The sequence below is a fragment of the Marinobacter sp. genome (assembly GCF_044799475.1).
Classification (GTDB): Bacteria; Pseudomonadota; Gammaproteobacteria; order Pseudomonadales; family Oleiphilaceae; genus Marinobacter.
Map to the genome: position 1 here is coordinate 2,631,063 of NZ_CP085217.1, position 17,069 is coordinate 2,648,131.

At 59.1% G+C, this 17,069-nt stretch carries 16 protein-coding genes, 1 tRNA gene and 1 pseudogene; 9 read left to right on the forward strand and 9 right to left on the reverse strand.

Annotated features, from left to right (window positions below):
- Positions 1 to 52: 52 nt before the first annotated feature.
- A complete protein-coding gene (locus LG327_RS12215) occupies positions 53 to 847 on the forward strand; it encodes an enoyl-CoA hydratase/isomerase family protein (RefSeq protein ID WP_404362161.1) in 795 nt (264 codons plus the stop codon).
- Positions 848 to 1,134: 287 nt separating this feature from the next.
- Here LG327_RS12215 and LG327_RS12220 read toward each other — a convergent pair.
- A protein-coding gene (locus LG327_RS12220; protein ID WP_404362163.1) for an IS3 family transposase occupies positions 1,135 to 2,297 on the reverse strand; the annotation gives its coding sequence in 2 pieces (ribosomal slippage) (positions 1,135 to 2,042 and positions 2,042 to 2,297; 1,164 coding nt in all).
- Positions 2,298 to 2,426: 129 nt separating this feature from the next.
- Between LG327_RS12220 and LG327_RS12225 the strand changes: the two genes are divergently transcribed.
- Positions 2,427 to 3,011, forward strand: coding sequence for a hypothetical protein (locus LG327_RS12225; protein WP_404362165.1), 585 nt, complete (start codon positions 2,427 to 2,429; stop codon positions 3,009 to 3,011).
- A gap of 215 nt (positions 3,012 to 3,226) precedes the next feature.
- On the opposite strand, the gene LG327_RS12230 is transcribed toward LG327_RS12225, so the two are convergent.
- From LG327_RS12230 to LG327_RS12255, 6 genes are all read right to left on the reverse strand, one after another.
- Positions 3,227 to 3,303, reverse strand: a tRNA-Val gene (locus LG327_RS12230).
- Between the two features lie 65 nt (positions 3,304 to 3,368).
- On the reverse strand, positions 3,369 to 4,325 hold the full coding sequence (locus LG327_RS12235; protein ID WP_404362167.1) for a DMT family transporter: 957 nt from the start codon (positions 4,323 to 4,325) through the stop codon (positions 3,369 to 3,371).
- Between the two features lie 166 nt (positions 4,326 to 4,491).
- Positions 4,492 to 5,565 (reverse strand): hypothetical protein, encoded by a 1,074-nt coding sequence (locus LG327_RS12240; protein ID WP_404362168.1) that lies wholly within the window; start codon positions 5,563 to 5,565, stop codon positions 4,492 to 4,494.
- A gap of 81 nt (positions 5,566 to 5,646) precedes the next feature.
- Positions 5,647 to 6,723, reverse strand: coding sequence for a hypothetical protein (locus LG327_RS12245; protein ID WP_404362170.1), 1,077 nt, complete (start codon positions 6,721 to 6,723; stop codon positions 5,647 to 5,649).
- 192 nt (positions 6,724 to 6,915) lie between these two features.
- On the reverse strand, positions 6,916 to 7,542 hold the full coding sequence (locus tag LG327_RS12250) for a YceI family protein (protein WP_404362172.1): 627 nt from the start codon (positions 7,540 to 7,542) through the stop codon (positions 6,916 to 6,918).
- A 19-nt stretch (positions 7,543 to 7,561) separates the two neighbouring features.
- On the reverse strand, positions 7,562 to 8,302 hold the full coding sequence (locus LG327_RS12255) for a CDP-alcohol phosphatidyltransferase family protein (RefSeq protein WP_404362174.1): 741 nt from the start codon (positions 8,300 to 8,302) through the stop codon (positions 7,562 to 7,564).
- A gap of 166 nt (positions 8,303 to 8,468) precedes the next feature.
- On the opposite strand from LG327_RS12255, the gene LG327_RS12260 reads away from it, so the two are divergent.
- From LG327_RS12260 to LG327_RS12275, 4 genes and pseudogenes are all read left to right on the forward strand, one after another.
- Complete coding sequence (locus LG327_RS12260; protein WP_404362175.1) at positions 8,469 to 9,467, forward strand: zinc-binding alcohol dehydrogenase; 999 nt, start codon at positions 8,469 to 8,471, stop codon at positions 9,465 to 9,467.
- A gap of 50 nt (positions 9,468 to 9,517) precedes the next feature.
- The gene (locus LG327_RS12265; RefSeq protein WP_404362177.1) at positions 9,518 to 9,916 is read left to right on the forward strand and encodes a 6-pyruvoyl trahydropterin synthase family protein; all 399 of its coding nucleotides are present in this window, start codon (positions 9,518 to 9,520) and stop codon (positions 9,914 to 9,916) included.
- Positions 9,917 to 9,925: 9 nt separating this feature from the next.
- Positions 9,926 to 11,881, forward strand: a complete 1,956-nt coding sequence (locus tag LG327_RS12270) for a glycosyltransferase (protein ID WP_404362179.1) — start codon at positions 9,926 to 9,928, stop codon at positions 11,879 to 11,881.
- Positions 11,882 to 11,885: 4 nt separating this feature from the next.
- A pseudogene (locus tag LG327_RS12275) lies at positions 11,886 to 12,734 on the forward strand (YbhN family protein); the annotation flags it as partial.
- 79 nt (positions 12,735 to 12,813) lie between these two features.
- On the opposite strand, the gene LG327_RS12280 reads toward LG327_RS12275, so the two are convergent.
- On the reverse strand, positions 12,814 to 13,761 hold the full coding sequence (locus LG327_RS12280; RefSeq protein WP_404362181.1) for a RibD family protein: 948 nt from the start codon (positions 13,759 to 13,761) through the stop codon (positions 12,814 to 12,816).
- 191 nt (positions 13,762 to 13,952) lie between these two features.
- Between LG327_RS12280 and LG327_RS12285 the strand changes: the two genes are divergently transcribed.
- Positions 13,953 to 14,714: an enoyl-CoA hydratase-related protein gene (locus LG327_RS12285; RefSeq protein ID WP_404362183.1), complete on the forward strand. Its 762-nt coding sequence runs from the start codon at positions 13,953 to 13,955 to the stop codon at positions 14,712 to 14,714.
- 48 nt (positions 14,715 to 14,762) lie between these two features.
- Positions 14,763 to 15,170, forward strand: a complete 408-nt coding sequence (locus LG327_RS12290; RefSeq protein WP_404362185.1) for a helix-turn-helix transcriptional regulator — start codon at positions 14,763 to 14,765, stop codon at positions 15,168 to 15,170.
- Positions 15,171 to 15,176: 6 nt separating this feature from the next.
- Here LG327_RS12290 and galU read toward each other — a convergent pair whose 3' ends face one another.
- Positions 15,177 to 16,013, reverse strand: coding sequence for a UTP--glucose-1-phosphate uridylyltransferase GalU (galU, locus tag LG327_RS12295; RefSeq protein WP_404362186.1), 837 nt, complete (start codon positions 16,011 to 16,013; stop codon positions 15,177 to 15,179).
- Between the two features lie 214 nt (positions 16,014 to 16,227).
- Between galU and LG327_RS12300 the strand changes: the two genes are divergently transcribed.
- Positions 16,228 to 16,908, forward strand: coding sequence for a GntR family transcriptional regulator (locus LG327_RS12300; RefSeq protein ID WP_404362188.1), 681 nt, complete (start codon positions 16,228 to 16,230; stop codon positions 16,906 to 16,908).
- Positions 16,909 to 17,069 lie beyond the last annotated feature (161 nt).

The following is a 17,069-nucleotide window of genomic DNA, read 5'->3' on the forward strand; positions in this document are numbered from 1 at the left end:
GATACGCAGAGAACCGGCCTTCGGACCTGCAGCGACAAGAGAGCAACTAACAATGACTGACACTCTGGTAGCCACGGAATTTGACCAGGAAACGGGTGTGGCAACTCTTACTTTCAACCGCCCGAAAGCCCTGAACGCCATCGATGTGCCTCTGGCGGAAGCCTTCCTTGCCGCTGTCCAGGGGCTGAAAGACCTGCCGCGCATCCGATGTATCGTTCTGACCGGCGCAGGGCGCGCCTTCATGGCAGGCGGGGATATCGCCAGCATGGCAGGTTCTCCGGAGCAGGCAGGCAAAGCCATCAGCGCCATTCTGGATGCGGTCAACCCGGCCATCCTGCTGCTACGCAGTATGGACGCCCCGGTGATAGCAGCAGTCAAGGGCGTTGCTGCCGGAGCGGGGCTGAGCCTGGCACTGATGGCAGACCTGATTATTGCGCGGGAAGATGCGAAATTTCTGGTCGCCTATAACGGCATCGGCGCCGTTCCCGACTGTGGCGGCAGCTGGTTTCTCGCCCACAGAATCGGTGCCGGCCGGGCCGCGGAATTAATGTTGCTGGGCCGGACGCTGAGCGCAGCCGAAGCCAAAGACTGGGGCCTGATCACCGATTTTGCCACGGAAGACAACTATGAAAATCTGTTGGCCGAAATCACCAGGAAGATTTCCAGCGGCCCCACCAGGGCCTTTGGCGCCTTTCGCGAGCTTACCGACAGGGCCTTCGGCGATCAGCTGGCCAGCCACCTGGAAGCAGAGCGGGCGGCGTTCCTGGAAATGACGCGCACCGAAGATTTTGCAGAGGGCGTGTCGGCGTTTCTCGCCAGACGAACCGCACAATTTCGCGGCCAGTGACCGATTAGTTATCCCTGGCAGGGGCAATAGGATGAATCATGGTAAACAGTAGTATTTATTAGTGGGGCAACCTTGAGCTGAGGGGGCAGATTGGAGTCGCCCCGAGGGCCGGGCTCACGGACGAAAACTCCAGGTATGGGGAAAATCGATAGAGCAAGAGGAGACTGCCCGATGTGAGATGAAACGATCTCTGAATTCCGATCAACGCTAATTGTGAAAGCATAAAGACCCGATTTCTTTCTTTTAATGCGTCTGCTAGGTTTGATGATGTCGAGCATGTGTAGTGGTCAACTAACCCCGAACAGTATTTTAAGTTTTTCTTCCGCAACCACCGGCGGCATGCCGTCATTGAACGTATGAGGGCGCTGCCGGTTGTAGTAGTCCATCAGGTAGTCGCCAATATCCTTCCTGGCATCGGGAATCGACCGATATCCAAGTGAAGGGATCCATTCGCTCTTCAAGCTTCGGAAGACCCGTTCCATCGGGGCATTGTCCCAGCAATTTCCCCGGCGACTCATGCTTTGCTCCATGCGGTAGCGCCAGAGTCTCTGACGGAATAATCGACTGGCATACTGACTGCCCTGGTCGGAGTGGAACAGAACTCCAGTGGGCTTCCCTCGTTGCTCATACGCATGATCCAGGGCTTTCACTACCAACTCAGCATCAGGCCGGTCTGATAGCGCCCAGCCGACAATCCGGCGGGCATAGAGATCGAGAACGACCGCCAGATAGCTCCATCGCTGACCAGCCCACACATAGGTGATGTCACCGCACCATGCCTGGTCCGGGTGGCTGACGCTGAACTCACGATTCAGCCGGTTTGGAATGTCCGGCCTTTCCACAGTGGCCTGCTTGTAAGCGTGAGGACCAGGTTGTTTGCAGATCAGCCCCAGCTCACTCATCAGGCGGCGAACCTTGAAGCGCCCGATCACAACGCCTTCATCATTAAGCATGGTGGTGATCATACGGCTTCCCGCTGAGCTTCGGCTCTTGCGAAAGATCCGGTTCACATCGGCCCGCAGAACCACTCGTTCGGCATCCACTACGGACCGCCTGCGGCGATACTCGTAATAGCTGGACCGCGATACTTCAAACGCTTTACAGACCATCTCAACCGGCTCCTGCTCACTCAACTGGTCTATCAGCGCGTACGATTCATCTCGTCCGACATCAAGAGAGCGGTAGCCTTTTTTAGTATCGATTTCTCCCGTTCCAGGCGCTCGCAACGCGCTTCCAGTTCCTGGATCCGCTGCTGCTCCGGCGTCAGCGCTTTGGACTTGGGTGTAAGCCCGCCACGTTCCTCTGAAAGCTGTTTTACCCATCGCCTGAGGGCGTTCTCGCCGACATTCAAAGAGCGGCCGGCCTCGGCAACAGTGTAGCCCTGGTCAAGCACCAGACAGGCGGCTTCCTGCTTGAACTCCGGCGTAAAAGATCGTCGTTTCCTGGTCATCAGACACCTCGCTTATGGTGGCGATATTACCACCTACGTTGGTGTCCGGAATCATTGAACCACTACAATGGAATTCGGCCACATGACCGGGTGCTCCGCAACAACCTCACCAATAATTAAGGGCACCCAATGAAACAGTGGAAGATTTTCTTCTCCTCACTTATCGCTGCCGGCCTGCTCGCCAGCGCGGCCAATGCGTCCATCGTCTACGTGGTTGACCAGCCGGGCGGGACCGGCTCAGTAAAAGGGACTATCACGACCGACGGAACGCTCGGAGTCCTCACCCAATCTTCTATTATAGACTTATCGCTCACCCTCACTGATAAGGTCGGCTCTTACCTCCTGGAATGGGATAACGCGATCTTTTGGGAATACGCTATAAGCTCTGAAACAGAGGTTATTGGCTTGACCGCCACAAGAAGAAATCTTCTGTCCGACCCCCAGACACCGGGGGGAGTTATGCATCTTGCCCAGATTGAAATCTGGGACGAAGGCCCATACTGGCGTGGCGGCGAGGTATACGCCGGCCCCACAATCTTTAACTGCGAATGTAGCTATGATGAATACTTTGAGCTTTATGAGTCACGCGTTGCATCTACTGCGGGTTTTAATGTGATAGGAATTTCGACTTCAATTGTCAGCGAACCCGGCTCTATGGTTCTGATGTCATTGGCTCTGGGCGCATTAGCGGGGACAAGAGCCATGCGCCGTTAACTCCAAAGGGCCATGGTTGACCTGGCCCGAAATCCGAATCTACCAGGCAGCCTACTATTCCGGCGCTCCAGGCGAGTCGGAGGTGTCTTATGGTGTATAAGTTTGCCTTTACCGTCGCGCCTTGCTGTAAATGTGCTGTAAATCGGTTTGGCTTATCCAAGACACAAAAAAAGCCACTTGGCTTGCGCTCTAAGTGGCTCATTTTGTTGCAAATCTGGTAGGACCAGGCAGATTTGAACTGCCGACCTCTGCCATGTCAAGGCAGCGCTCTAACCAACTGAGCTATGGTCCTATCTCAACGGGGAGAAAATATACTGATCCCTGCGCGGGCGGTCAACCTCTTTGTGGCTTTGTGCGTCAGAATTTTTGTTTTCGACCCAGGCTTCGCACCGCTCTGGACAATACGCTCCAGCGGTTTATCAACAGCGCGGCAAAGATCAGGGCGCAGCCCCCAAGCTGTGAAAAGCTCATGGTTTCGTCGAACCAGCCAGCGGCGAACAGTGCGACCCAGACCGGCTCCAGCACCATGATCACCACTCCATGGCTGTGGGCGGAAAGACTCTGGGCGTAGGTCTGGACAAAGAACCGGCCGGCAGTGCCGATCACGGCGCTGGCAACCACCCACCACACCAGGATTGGCGGGAAGTCACTGAATGTGATGGACCAGGCCGGCTCCAGCAGCAGGGAAAGCAGTGCGGCAAAGGCGCCTACCGTAAGCAGGGTGATGGCTGTCAGTACCAGGGCGGGCACCCTCTCGCGCTGAACGGTGACGCCCGCCCGAGTGGTTTCTGAGCGCGTGTTGGCGGCCCGGGCGTTCAGAATGAAAAACAGAGCAAAAATGCTGGCTGCGGCTATAAAAAACAGCTGCCCAGGCTCTGGACGGAAGCCATTCTGCAGGGAGAGCAGGCCAAGGCCGGCCACCGCCACCGGAAGGGCGAGCCAAGTGCTCAGGGGCTGGGGCTCCCGGAATACCACCCGGGCTATTACCGGCACAATCACCACGCCCAGGCTGGTGAGAAAAGCTCCCTCGCCCACATGAGACGCGTGGAAGAGCCCCATTATCCAGCAGCTCATGGCCACACCGAACACCAGCCCCACCTGAATGCTGCGGACCAGGTGGTCCCTCGTCAGGCGACGGAGATAGCGGGGTGCAGCGAGTGCCAGGATGGCTCCCGCCATCAGAAACCGGAGCGCCATGAAGAGTAGCGGCGGCATGAGCATCACTGCTTCTTTCGAAAACATCCAGCTTATGCCTGCAAGCAGTGTGACCACCACCAGAAGCAGGTCGGATTTCCGGGCGTCGGAGAGGGGCACTATGGGAGTTCCTGTTGTGAACGGTGGGTCTCTGACCGGTCAGGGCAACAGAAGCTTAACATGGGTAGGATGCGAAGTAAGAGTCCAACGGCCAGGGAATCTGATACATGCGGCGGCTGCCCGGAGGAATATCCGTGGCCCATCCCTGGGCCATTTCTCGTCCTGATCAGTTATTGAGCGTGCTGTATACGAGACTCGACATGTCAGTCTGAGCCGAGCCCGGCACCTCAATGTAACGGTCTCCAGCGCCCCACCACTGCCACCATGCCCGCTTGTTGTAGGTCCGGCTGGCAAAGTCCACCTGGAAGCCGTTCAGGGTCGTGTTGTTCACAACCGGGACCGACGTATTTCCGGTCTCGGAACCCAGAACACCGCTGTGAGACACGCCTTCGTTCATCAGCACCGGATAGTGGTTGTAATAGAGGTCATCCGGGCCATTCTGACTGGTGTACTTGCCCTTCAGGCTCAGGTAGGACACACAGGAGTCGACGCCTTCCGCGGTTGTTGCCCCGCAGGCCGAGTGCGTCGGTACCACCCCGTCGTCGGTGCCGGCAATGAACGGCTTGGTAATGCCACCATACGATGAGCCACCGGCTACCAGCCGGATCCGGGGAATGCCGTTGGGGCTGACCGCCAGGTTACGGGCGGCATTGGTCTGCAGGTCATTGACCACGCCCAGTTTGCCGGGCTTCGGGTCTATTCCGGTAAATGCTTTGACGGCAGCCTTCACCGGGGCGAGATACCAGCTGTCGTTGTAGGCAACACTGACTGCAAGGTCTGCCAGTTCCGTACCGCCGCCGGCACCAGAGAAGTCCAGCGCGGTGAGAATCTTCAGTGGTTGCAGACCTTCATTTCTCAGCCAGCGTGCCTGATTCTCCAGAATGTAGCGGGTAACCAGATCACCGGTGGAGTGGGAGACCAGAATGCAGTAGTTGCTGCAGAGGCCGGACTGGCTGATGGAGCGAATCTGGCTGTACGCCTGCTGAGCAATGCTGCCTTCAACCCGCCCGTTGCTGGGCCAGTCAATTCTTGCTTCCGACCGGGACAGCCAGAAGGTGCGCCAGTAATCTTCACCGGCGTCTTTCACGGCCTGAAGATCAGCTGGTGGACTGGACAGGTCCTCCTGCTGAAAACCGTGTACAAGTACAACGTTGTGGCCGGCCAGCTGAGCGCTGGCTCCGGTCGCCAGAAGGCTGGCGGAAAGCGCAGCCAGTGCGGTCACTTTCGTTAGTGGTTTCATTCGTTTGCTCCGTGTCTGTACGCGAATTGTTTTTGTATTGGTACTGTTACGTTGCTAACTCCAGCGGCCTCCGCCGCAGGATCAGAACCCGGCCGTCAGCTTTTGCAGCAGAGCGGCGCGCTGTTCTGATTCGGGGTCACCCGCCCGGGTATTCCTGAGGCTGTCCAGATCAGGCGGCGTGAAAGTGAAACCTTCTTCGGGTCCAAAGGCATAATCGGTGCGGTCACCGGGCTGGGCAGGAAGGCGACGGATCTGCAGCCCTTTCAGCTGCAGCTGGTCCACATTGCCGCTGTGTGCGAGATCGGCAAGAACCGATCCGTGGGCCCGCAGCTCAATCTGATCGCCGGTGCCATCCAGCGCCTGCTCTCCACTGAGATGGGCGACTGGCTGTCCATCAGCGTAGAGCTGGGCGCTAAGGGCGTAGTAGCCGGATTCACTGGCATCGAACTCGACGGGTATCACCAGGTCATTGCCGCTTACCCGGGGGGTTCCAATGCCCACGAACTCACCCAGGTCGGGTTCGATGGTGAGTGTGGATACGTGGCGCAGTGGCCGGCTGTCGACGGTGGCCTCCACCACCAGGCGGTACTCTCCCGGCGGTACGTCGCTTTCGAGAGTACCTTCGTAAAAGCCGTCGGCCTCGTAATCCAGGGTGGTCTCCGCTTCTTCCGTCTGGTCCTGAGTGGATTCCAGACTTACGTCCATGGTCCGCTCCACTACCTCCGGTCCGGAAAGGCTGGCCGCAACAAGAATTTCCTCCCCCTGAGTAAATCTGAATTTTTCCAGGGAGACGCTGAAGCTGCCGCCGTCGGAGAGGGGGAGGGTGATGGGATCATAGACATTACCCCGATAGGCTTTCGCCTGGGATTCGCTCAGGGGCACGGAATAACTGGGGTAGCGGGAGGTTTCCTGATACTGCTCAGACACCTGGGTCAGCATGAACGCGAGAGCATCGTCCGGTGGAGGCTCCGGTGAAGAAGGCCCGGAGGAGGCAGCGGGGGCCGGGGTGCCCGGCCTCGCGTCCGGTGAAGGCGCGGCCTCCCGGCTCTGTTCAACAGCAACAGACCGCTGCTCCGGGTTTTCGGAGGAGAGCAGGTATCCCAGACCTGCCGCACTGCCAATCAGCGCGGAAACAACCACTAGACCTCGAACTGCCATGGCGCCTTCCATCAGACTTTCATCATTGTCAGACAATGAATCAAAATTTAACCTGTATGAAAAACATACGCAGTCCGCCCGCCTTCGGCAACGGCTTGGCCTGAAATGTGTGCTTTTGTTGTTTCCCCGTGATCTGCTTCACAAAAAGTAAAGTGGAACCATGACACAACGCAGCTTGTGCACTAACGAGCCCTATGAGCCGAACCAGCCACCGGACTCCCGGATGGCCTCAAACTCAAACCTGAGCTTTACTTCGTCACCCACCAGCCGGGGATCCAGGGCATAAGTCATGCCCCACTCACTGCGTTTGATGGTGGTTTCTGCGGAAATACCCAGGGTGTACTCCTCATGGCCTATGGGGTATTCCGCCGCCTTGTTCAGGGTGACATCCAGGGTAACCGGCCGGGTTTTGCCCAGAAGCTCAAGGTCCCCCGTCAGCTTGCCGGTGTCCTCGCCGGTGGCTTCGAACCCGGTCACGGTAAACGTTACTTCGGGATATTTGCTGGCATGCAGGAAATCGTCCTTGCGGAGATGATCGTCCCGCTTTTCGTGGTTGGTAAACACGCTCTCGCTTTTCACTGTCACCTGGCCGGAGGGAACAGTGCGGGCCTCGGCATCGTATTCAAAGGATCCGCTGGCATCCAGGAACATCCCAATCACATTGGCATAGCCGAGATGATTCACCTCAAAGGTGAGGGTGAAATGCTCCTCATCAATATTGAATTTTCGAGCCTCGGCCGACAGCTGGCCGGCGAGGGATACCAGAAACAGTGCAGTCAGGCACTGGATAACCGCGCGATAAGGAAGTGATCTGTTCATAACCTTCTCCCTGACAATATCAGTTGGTGGCAGATTCGGTGCGGCTCTGCCTGTGACGCAGAAGCCAGGCAGTGTCCGCAGCGAATGAGTAAATTAAAAGCACGAGCGCCAGCGCCAGCGCCCAACTGGCAAACCCCCTGCTCACAAACGGTAGCAGGGCGACCAGCAGGGTTGCGGCCTGCCATACACACACGGTTTTGCGTCGCACGCTGCCGGGCAGGGGCCTGGTCAGGCGGGGCCAGATGGCCCCCGCAAGCAGGAAGCCGTAGCGCATGAGGCCCAGAGCGAGTACCCAGTAGCCAGCCTTGTCCAGAGCCAGAACGGCGCCACAAAGCACCAGTATGAAAAAAGCGTCCAGTTCCATGTCGAAGCGCGCGCCGAATGCGGTAGTGGACCGGGTTGCTCTGGCAATGCCACCATCTACGCCATCCAGCACCAGAACCAGCAGGCTCAAAACAGCATAGAGCCAGACAAAACCAGACAGCAGCTGGGGAAAAGGGACCAGGGCGGCGAGAAAGGCGACGAATACGGCGCGAAGCAGGGTGACCCGGTTGGCCCAGCCGAAATCCCTGTCAGGCCAGATCCGGCGCCAGCCGAACTGAACAGGCAGGCATATGCCGCTAAAAATGACCAGAGCGAGGAAGGTGGTGAGCCAGGGCAGCGCAGTCAGCCAGCACAGCAGAACAAGCAATGCAGCCCCGGCTGCAAAATCGGGGATCAGTAACTTTCTGAAGCCAAAGTCTTTGCTGTGAGGATCCATAAAGGCACCAGAACGTATTTTGAGCTTGTCCAGAATGTATTATGAGTCTGACGGGCGCAATCCTCTCAGCCAACATCTCTTCAGGACTGGCTGGCGTGCGTTATGTCAGTATCACTATAGACAAGCTTAGGTTAACGGCTTCCGGCAGGATAAAACAGGAGTTCCGATGACTGACACAGCAGCGGCAGAGGCTTTCTGGATAATCGGCCCGGCCCGGGGGGAGATTCGCGAGACCCCTCTTTTCCAGTTCGGATCCGCCGGCCCCGAAACGGTTGAGGTGGAAACCCTCTATTCCGCCATCAGCCGGGGTACGGAGAGTCTGGTGTTCCACGACCGTATCCCGAAGTCGGAGTTCCAGCGCATGAGGGCGCCTTTCCAGGCGGGGGGATTTCCCTACCCTGTGTGTTACGGCTATGCCAATGTAGGTCGGGTGCTATCAGGTCCGGCCCATCTTGTCGGCAAAACCGTGTTCAGTCTTTTTCCCCATCAGACCCGGTATCGGGTGCCCGCGGACGCGGTGACGGTCCTGCCTGAAGGCGTTCCTCCAGAGCGGGCGGTGCTGGCGGCCAACATGGAGACGGCGGTCAACAGCCTGTGGGATGCGGAACCCGGGATAGGCGACCGGATCGCCATTATCGGCTGCGGCGTTGTGGGCAGCCTGGTTGCATGGCTTGCCAGCCGCATACCGGGTGTCCGGGTGACGGCAATCGACACAGATCCTGCTCGTGAGCCGGTGCTGGCGGCATTAGGCCTTGATCTCGTGAGTCAGCCTGAAGAGGCAGGTTATGATCTGGTCATTCATGCCAGTGGTCAGCCGGGTGGGCTCAAAGCCGCTCTGGAGCTGGCCGGTCAGGAAGCACGAATCGTCGAAATGAGCTGGTTCGGCAATCGTGAGGTCAGCCTGCCACTGGGAGAGGCCTTTCATGCCCGCCGGCTGACCATCCGGTCAAGCCAGGTTGGAGGTATCAACCCCATCCGGAATCCGCGATGGGGCTACAGCCGGAGGCTGGCTCTGGCCCTGTCCCTGCTGGATGAACCCGCACTGGATTCCCTCATTTCCGGGGAGAGCGCCTTTGAGGACCTGCCGGAAACCATGGCACGAGTGTGCCAGCCAGGCAGTGGCGAGCTCTGTCACCGGGTGGTGTACCCGGCAGCCCGGCGCTGATATCCCGCTTCCGGGTTATCCACTCAATGCAGAAAAAGGAGCAAGCCTGAATGTACTCTCTGACCGTTCGTGATCATCTGATGATCGCCCACAGTTTCCGGGGTGAGATTTTCGGCCCGGCACAGGGCCTTCACGGAGCCACCTATCTGGTCGACGTCAGTTTTGAAAGGCCTGAGCTTGATGAGGACAACCTGGTGGTGGACATAGGCCTGGCGGGAGAAGTGCTTAAAAAAACCCTGTCGACGTTCAACATGAAAAACCTCGACGAGGTTCCGGAGCTGGCCGGACGCAATACCACCACCGAGTTCATGGCGCGAGTCATTTTCGACCATCTCGCGGTTGCCATAAAACAGAATGCCCTGGGAGCCGGTGGAAGCGGGCTCCAGGCGCTCACAGTCACTCTCAGTGAATCCCATATCGCCTGGGCAAGCTATCGTGGCGAGCTCTGAGCTATCGTGGTGAGCTCCGAGAGAGAAACGCCAGCTGCCCGGCCCTGGAATCTGCTGGTGCCCGGCAGCCCTGATCAGCGTACAGGCGGTTACGAATATGTCCGACAGATAGCCCGTACCCTGCGAGAACTGGGTCAGCCGGTGGAACTGCAAGGCCTTGCCGGGCATTTCCCCCTTGCTGACGACATGGCCAGGGAGGCCATGAACAGCGCACTGCGCAGCCTGCCGGACGGAGCTGTTGTGATACTGGATGGCCTCGCCATGGGTGGACTTCCCGAGCCCCTGGCAGAGCACCGCCAGCGCCTGAAGATGATCGCACTGGTGCACCATCCCCTGGCGCTGGAAACAGGCCTTGATCCCCAGACCCGCGCTCAGCTCTTTTCTTCCGAGAAAAGGGCTCTGCAGCAGGTCCATGGGGTTATTGCCACCAGTGAGCACACCGTCCGCCAACTGAAAGATTATGAGGTTGAGCCCGGCAACATCAGGGTGATTGAACCCGGAGTGCCGCCTGTACCCCCGGCCCCGGCTGGCAGCCGACATAGAAGCTACGGCAGCGGAGGGAGTTCCGGGGGACCGGTCAGGATCCTGTGTGTCGGCACCCTGTGCGCAAGAAAGGCCCAGCACCACCTGGTGGAGGCTCTGAAGCAGCTGGAACATCCTGGCTGGCACTGTACGCTTGCAGGATCCCCTGACAGGCAGCCGGAATACTCTGCCCGCCTCAGGTCCATGCTGGCGGAAACCGGCCTGGCAGAACGGATAATCCTGAGCGGGGAGCTGGATCAGGATGCCCTGAACCAGGCTTGGCGGGAGGCTGACCTCTTTGTATTGCCTTCGCTCTACGAGGGCTACGGCATGGTGATCGACGAAGCCCTGGCCCAGGGCCTTCCGGTTGTTTCCTCCGATGGCGGAGCCCTTGCGGACACTGCCCGCAGGGCCGGTGTCGAGCTTTACCCGGCCGGTGATGTTCTGCAGCTGCGGGACATTCTGGCGGCTCTTCTGAAAACTCCTGAGCGGCTTGCCCGCCTGCGGGAGCAGGCATTGGCTACAGCCGCAAATCTGCGCTCCTGGAGCATGGCGGGGAAAGACTTTCAGGCAGCGGTTCATAGCCTGCGGGAGAGCCTGGCTGATAGCCGGTCTGATCCAAGCCGCTTTGAGGAGAACTGGCTGACCCTGCGGGAGCCAGCGGACCACCGGTCCCGGAATGCCGAACTCACAGCCATGGCCGCACGCTGGCTGCAGGGCAGAAGCTCGCCGCAGGTGGTGGATCTGGGCGCCGGCAGCGGATCCAATTTTCGCTACCTGGGCCCTGGATTGCCCGGCGACGCACGCTGGCTGCTGGTGGATCAGGACGCCGATCTGCTCGCGATCTGCGGGCAGCAGCTGTCCGATGTGCCCTCTGGTGGGTCGGTTTCCTGTCTGCAGTCCCGTCTATCCAGTGAAGGCTTTGCCCGCCACCTGCCACCGGAACCGGACCTGGTTGTAGCCTCCGCCCTGATTGATCTGGTGACTCCGGCCTGGCTGCAGGCGCTATGCGATTACGTTGCCAAAGCCCAGTCGGGGCTACTGGTGACCCTTTCCTATGCCGGAGAGTTCCGCCTCAGTCCACCGCATCCGGATGACCAGTGGATAGTGGGTTTGATCAATTCTCACCAGCAGGGCAACAAGGGGGAGGGCGCGGCTCTGGGCCCTGCCGCACCGCTGGAGCTGGAAAGCCGGATGACAGCATCCGGTTACCAGGTAAAGCTGGCATCCAGCGACTGGCACCTGGATGCAGAAGACTGCAAATTGCAATTGGCCCTGCTTGAGGGCTGGCAGCAGGCGGCAGTTGAGCAGCGCCCGGATCAGAAGGTGCGCGTTGATCAATGGGCGGCCCGTCACCGGCATGCGGCTGAATCGGGAGAACTGGCCATCCGGGTAAAGCACCTGGATCTGCTGGCCCTGCCTGTTCTGGCCTCTGGGGCCTGACGCCTTGCCAGCTTCCCGGCGGCCGGGCGTCAGGCTGGCTCTGCGCTGGCTGGCGACGCTGCTTCTGCTTGCAGTTGTACTGCTGTTTCTTGATACCCGGGCCCTGCTGAATCAGCTCAGTCAGATCCATCCCGGTTTCGTGGCGCTCGCGCTGGCAGTGACCCTGGTGCAGGTGGCGTTGTCGGCCTGGCGCTGGCGCTATACATCCGGCTGCCTTGGCCTTGAGCTGGGGCTGACAACCGCGATCCGGGAATATTATCTGGCCACCTTCCTCAACCAGCTGCTGCCAGGGGGCGTCATGGGAGACGTCAACCGGGCCTGGCGCCAGGTCCGCAAAACCCCGGACCGGCTTGCAGCTGCCAATGCTGTAGTGATCGAGCGGCTGTCCGGCCAGGTGATGCTGCTCCTGCTCACTGCCGGCCTTTTTACAGTGCTCTGGCCATTTTCCACCCTTCCTCACAGAAGCCTGTCAGAACATGGCTCGGGCAATGGTCTGTTTGCCCTCCTTGTGATTCTGGCTCTGATGTTCCTCGTCATCGCTTTTCGCCAGCCCCTTGTCCGTTACCTTCAGCGGTTCGGGGGTCATCTTCGTCTGGCTCTGCTGGGCTGGCCCACCGCGGCCATTCAGGCCCTGACATCGACCCTTGTGGTGGCCAGCTACCTGCTGGTATTCATGCTGCTGGCCCAGGGGCTGGCGGGCGTCGGCACGGAGCCCGCCATGGTCACTGACTGGCAGAGGATTCTGCCGCTGGTGGCCGGTCTTCTGGTGGCCATGACGCTGCCGGTGACCGTGGCAGGCTGGGGTGTGCGGGAAGGCGTGGCGGCCGTTCTGTGGCCAATGGCGGGGCTGCCGGCTGAGCAGGGCGTGGTGCTGAGCGTGGCCTATGGCCTGGTGGTTCTGCTCTCAAGCCTTCCGGGCGTTCTGGTACTTGTTACCGGTTTTCGCGGGAAGCCTGGGAAGTCATGGAAGCGGGGGGAGACAGGGGAGCCAGGCGAGACAGGGGAGACGGTACAGACAGGTCAAGGTCGAACAGCATATCGGAACCAAGATTGATAAACTGGGCCTTCGGCCAGAGGGCCTTGTCCAGGGTCTCCACCTCCGGCAGGGAGAAGGCGGGCCGGCCACTGCCAATGATCATGGGCGCCACCATCACATGAAGCCGGTCCAGCAGCCCTGCTTTCATGAAGGATGAGACGGTAAGACCTCCACCTTCAACAAACAGCCTTCTGAGTCCAAACTTCGCCAGAATTTCAATGATCCGCCCCGGGTCAGCCGTCTGGCCAGGCGTTCCAAGGCAGGGCACGTCCAGGACCCCCGTGGGCGGGATCTTCCACTCGAACGACGGCCGGGTTACTCCACCCACCAGCCGGAGGGTGGGGGCCTGCTCATCGGTAAACAGATGATGGGTCTCCGTCACCCTTCGGTGCGGGTCGATTACCACCCGCACCGGATTGGGCCCGCTGGCAAGGCGCACCGTCAGCCGGGGGTTGTCTTCCATTGCTGTGCCCGCGCCCACCAGAATCGCCTCGGAAACCGCCCGCAGCCGGTGCAGGTGGGTAATGCCATCTGCTCCGTTGATGAATCTTGAAGCTCCGGTGACCGTGGCTATCCGGCCATCGAGGCTCTGTCCCATCTGTCCTACCACCTGATGGCTCCGACCCTCGGCAAACGGCCGCACCAGCGGCAGAAACAGGTTGAACAGACTGGTTGCATCGGCTGTCGCGGGAAGATGCAGGCTCCAGCTCGGGTCTTCGCCAGCGGTGCCCAGAGAAAGCGCCGGCGTGTCTGAGCCAGGGAGAGGGAGCGTCACCGAGTCCCGGCCCTTTGCATCAAGAATCAGCTGCCACGCCGATAAAGCATCAATGGACTGTTCTGCCATGTTCACGTTGCCTGTAGCAGGTGTATGGATTGAGAGTCTCTGACTTTTATACGAACGGCTCCGCGAAAGATTCACTGAATTGCCAAACCCTGGCACCAGAGTTAATGTCACCCTGTGCAGAATTTTGCGAGCGCACCTGATGCTGCCCGCTGGCAAGGTTCATTTACACCAGACTAGCAGAAGGACGCCAGGTGAGAGTCGATAACCAGGACAGCATTGCGATACTGAGGCTGGATGAAAGCCCGGGAAATCTCTGGAACGAAGAAATACTCACGGAATTCAACAGCCAGATCATGGCTCTGGCCAGGGACAGCGCCAACCGCTGCCTGATCATCACCGGGAAAAGAAATGACGACAGCCCTGCAGAGCGTAATGAAAACGACGCCCCCGAAAGCTGTTTCAGCCTGGGGCTGGATCCCCTGGCTCTCGAGACCGAAGACCCGCTCACCGGTGCCAATCTGAGCCGGCTTTTTGCCCAGGCCTACGGGAATCTCCGACGTTTCCCGGGTGTTACGATTGCGGCCATTAACGGGGATGCGCACAATGAAGGTCTGTCTCTGGCCCTGAACTGTGATTTCCGGCTGACCAGCAGCCTGGCGGTTTTCCGTTTTTCCGCCGGCAGCCAGGGTCTTCTGCCATTCGGAGGCAGTACCCAGCTGCTACCCCGCCTGGTGGGCGAGCCCTGGGCCAAGCGGATGATTCTGATGGAGACGCCTGTCTCCGCAGAACAGGCGCTTGGCATCGGCCTGGTGGACGAGCTGACGGAGCCGGCAGAAATAATAAACACGGCCATGGTCTGGGCTCAGGCTTTGTGCCGCCAGACGCCCATGGCCAGCCGTGCCGGCAAACAGCTCATCGAACACGCCCGCATGAGGCCACTGGAAACCGGCTTCGCCGCAGAACGGGAATGGCAGGTTCAGATCATGGAAGGCGAGGATTACCGTAATGTTTAACAGGACCGGGCAGTGCAGCCTGGTCAGGGGTAGCGCGTCATGAGGTACATGCAGTCATTTAACCGGCGTCTCGGTCAGCTCCGGGAGGAGCGCAGGCTGTCCCAGGCGGATATCGCCGAACTCTGTGATGTAGAGGAAGCGCTGGTTGTTGCCTGGGAGGCATCTGACCCCAAACAGCGGCGCTATCCCGGCGTCGATCAGCTGATGGATCTCTGCCTGAGAACGGAAATTGCGTTGGATGTCCTGCTGGATTTCAGCGACGTAACCGACGCCGGCCAGCTGGAGCTGCCAGGCCTGGCGTTCAGCAGTGACAGTGACCTCACGGAGTCACTCAGGGACCTGGAGCGGGAAATTAACCGTCTGCAACTGAACGACAAGGAAGCAGAACTGCTGCGCCGGTTCCGCAATACCTCGCCGGAAAACCAGCGCATGGTGTTTCAGTTGCTGGGGCGGTAGTGCCTTTTATTTACCCGCCTTGTAGATATGTTCGTAAACGTGGTTGGTCGCCTCAACAAAACCGTCAATGCTGCCGCAGTCAAAGCGCCGCCCCCGGAACTGGTACGCCAGGACGCAGCCATTCTTCGCCTGTTCCAGCAGAGCGTCAGTGATCTGGACTTCGCCGTTTTTGCCCGCAGGGGTCCGCTCGATGATGTCGAAGATATCCGGGGTGAGGATATAGCGGCCGATAATGGCCAGATTGCTCGGCGCATCTTCCGGTGCCGGCTTTTCCACCATGTCGGTGATTCTGTAGAGGCCGTCCTTCATTGATTCACCGGCGATTACGCCGTACTTGTGAGTCTGGTCTGCCGGTACTTCCATGATGGCTACGATGGAGCAGCGGAACTGGTTGTAAAGCTTGACCATCTGCGCCAGCACCCCCTCGTCGCCATCGTCCGGAACACAGAGGTCATCCGCAAGCACCACCGCAAAGGGATTGTCGCCCATCAGGTTGCGGCCGGTCAGGATGGCATGGCCCAGACCCTTCATCTCGTTCTGGCGGGTGAAGGCGAAGGAATTGTTATCAATCAGTTCCCGGATGGAGTCCAGCAGATGTTCCTTGCCGGAGCCGGCAATCTGGTGCTCAAGTTCATAGCTGATATCAAAGTGATCCTCGATGGCGCGCTTGCCGCGGCCCGTCACAAATCCGAATTCCCGGATGCCTGCTTCCGACGCTTCTTCAACGCCATACTGAACCAGGGGTTTGTTGACCACCGGCAGGATCTCTTTGGGCATCGCTTTGGTAGCGGGTAAAAACCGGGTTCCATAACCAGCAACGGGAAACAGGCACTTTTTGATCATCTGGGCATCCTTTCAGTATCAATAGTTTGAATTTCAGGACAAAAGGCTGGAAAACTGAAGTGTACCGGACTTGCCCGGGGAACGGGAGAGATCAAAAAGGCTGTCGGGAGACTGGATGTCAACAATCTGTATGATCTATGACCTGTGGATTGTTGACAAAGTGGGCATTCGAGAGTAGTTTTTAGCGAAATTTGCTTCATATTGTCGACAACCTATGCCAGCCGCCACGATTCACTCCCAGACCCGCGCCGATGAAGCCTTCGATTGTCTGCAAACGGCCATCGTAAAAGGGGATCTTGCCCCCGGGGAAAAGATCGGAGAACTGGAACTCTGCGAACGTTTCAATCTCACCCGTGGTCCTCTGCGGGAAGCTCTGGGCCGGCTGGAGTCGAGAGGGCTTCTGATCCGGCGGCCCCATGCGGGGGTCAAAGTGGTCTCCGTCAGCGGCGCCGAACTGGTGGAGCTCTACCACATCCGGGAAGCCATGGAAGGGCTCGCGGCACGCCAGGCTGCAGAACGCATGACCGATGCCGAAATCACCGACCTCCAGGCCACCCTCGACAGCCACGAAACAATGATCGAACTTGCCCAGGGACAGGCCTATTATCAGGGTGAAGGCGACTATGATTTTCACTACCGCATAGCCACGGGCAGCCGGAACGCCAAGCTTGCCCAGATGCTGCTGGGTGATCTGTACTACATGGTGAGAATGTACCGCTACCGCCTGAGCACCTCCGCCGGCCGTCCCCAGAAAGCCCTGGGAGAGCACCGGAGAATCGTCGAAGCCATCGCCCAGCGCGACGGCGAACTGGCGGAGTTCCTGATGAAACGCCACATCAACGCCGCCAGAAAAAACATCGAACAGAAAATCAGGGAAGGCGTGCTGAACATCTGATAAATAGCCGCGGAACGCCGGGGTCAGATCAAGCCTGATCTGACCCCTGTCTAGCCTCGGAACCCGGAGTGTCGGGGTCAGATCACGCTTGATCTGACCCCTGTCTTGGCCCGCGGCATGCATCACCGGGGTCAGATCAAGCATGATCTGACCCCGGTCTG

What these genes read in the sequence shown, in the direction of transcription:
- galU (WP_404362186.1), bottom strand. Translation starts at nt 16,013, where the DNA reads ATGATCAAAAAGTGCCTGTTTCCCGTTGCTGGTTATGGAACCCGGTTT.
- LG327_RS12225 (WP_404362165.1), top strand. Translation starts at nt 2,427, where the DNA reads ATGAAACAGTGGAAGATTTTCTTCTCCTCACTTATCGCTGCCGGCCTG.
- LG327_RS12265 (WP_404362177.1), top strand. Translation starts at nt 9,518, where the DNA reads ATGTACTCTCTGACCGTTCGTGATCATCTGATGATCGCCCACAGTTTC.
- LG327_RS12240 (WP_404362168.1), bottom strand. Translation starts at nt 5,565, where the DNA reads ATGAAACCACTAACGAAAGTGACCGCACTGGCTGCGCTTTCCGCCAGC.
- LG327_RS12245 (WP_404362170.1), bottom strand. Translation starts at nt 6,723, where the DNA reads ATGGCAGTTCGAGGTCTAGTGGTTGTTTCCGCGCTGATTGGCAGTGCG.
- LG327_RS12280 (WP_404362181.1), bottom strand. Translation starts at nt 13,761, where the DNA reads ATGGCAGAACAGTCCATTGATGCTTTATCGGCGTGGCAGCTGATTCTT.
- LG327_RS12255 (WP_404362174.1), bottom strand. Translation starts at nt 8,302, where the DNA reads ATGGATCCTCACAGCAAAGACTTTGGCTTCAGAAAGTTACTGATCCCC.
- LG327_RS12215 (WP_404362161.1), top strand. Translation starts at nt 53, where the DNA reads ATGACTGACACTCTGGTAGCCACGGAATTTGACCAGGAAACGGGTGTG.
- LG327_RS12250 (WP_404362172.1), bottom strand. Translation starts at nt 7,542, where the DNA reads ATGAACAGATCACTTCCTTATCGCGCGGTTATCCAGTGCCTGACTGCA.
- LG327_RS12290 (WP_404362185.1), top strand. Translation starts at nt 14,763, where the DNA reads ATGCAGTCATTTAACCGGCGTCTCGGTCAGCTCCGGGAGGAGCGCAGG.
- LG327_RS12300 (WP_404362188.1), top strand. Translation starts at nt 16,228, where the DNA reads ATGCCAGCCGCCACGATTCACTCCCAGACCCGCGCCGATGAAGCCTTC.
- LG327_RS12260 (WP_404362175.1), top strand. Translation starts at nt 8,469, where the DNA reads ATGACTGACACAGCAGCGGCAGAGGCTTTCTGGATAATCGGCCCGGCC.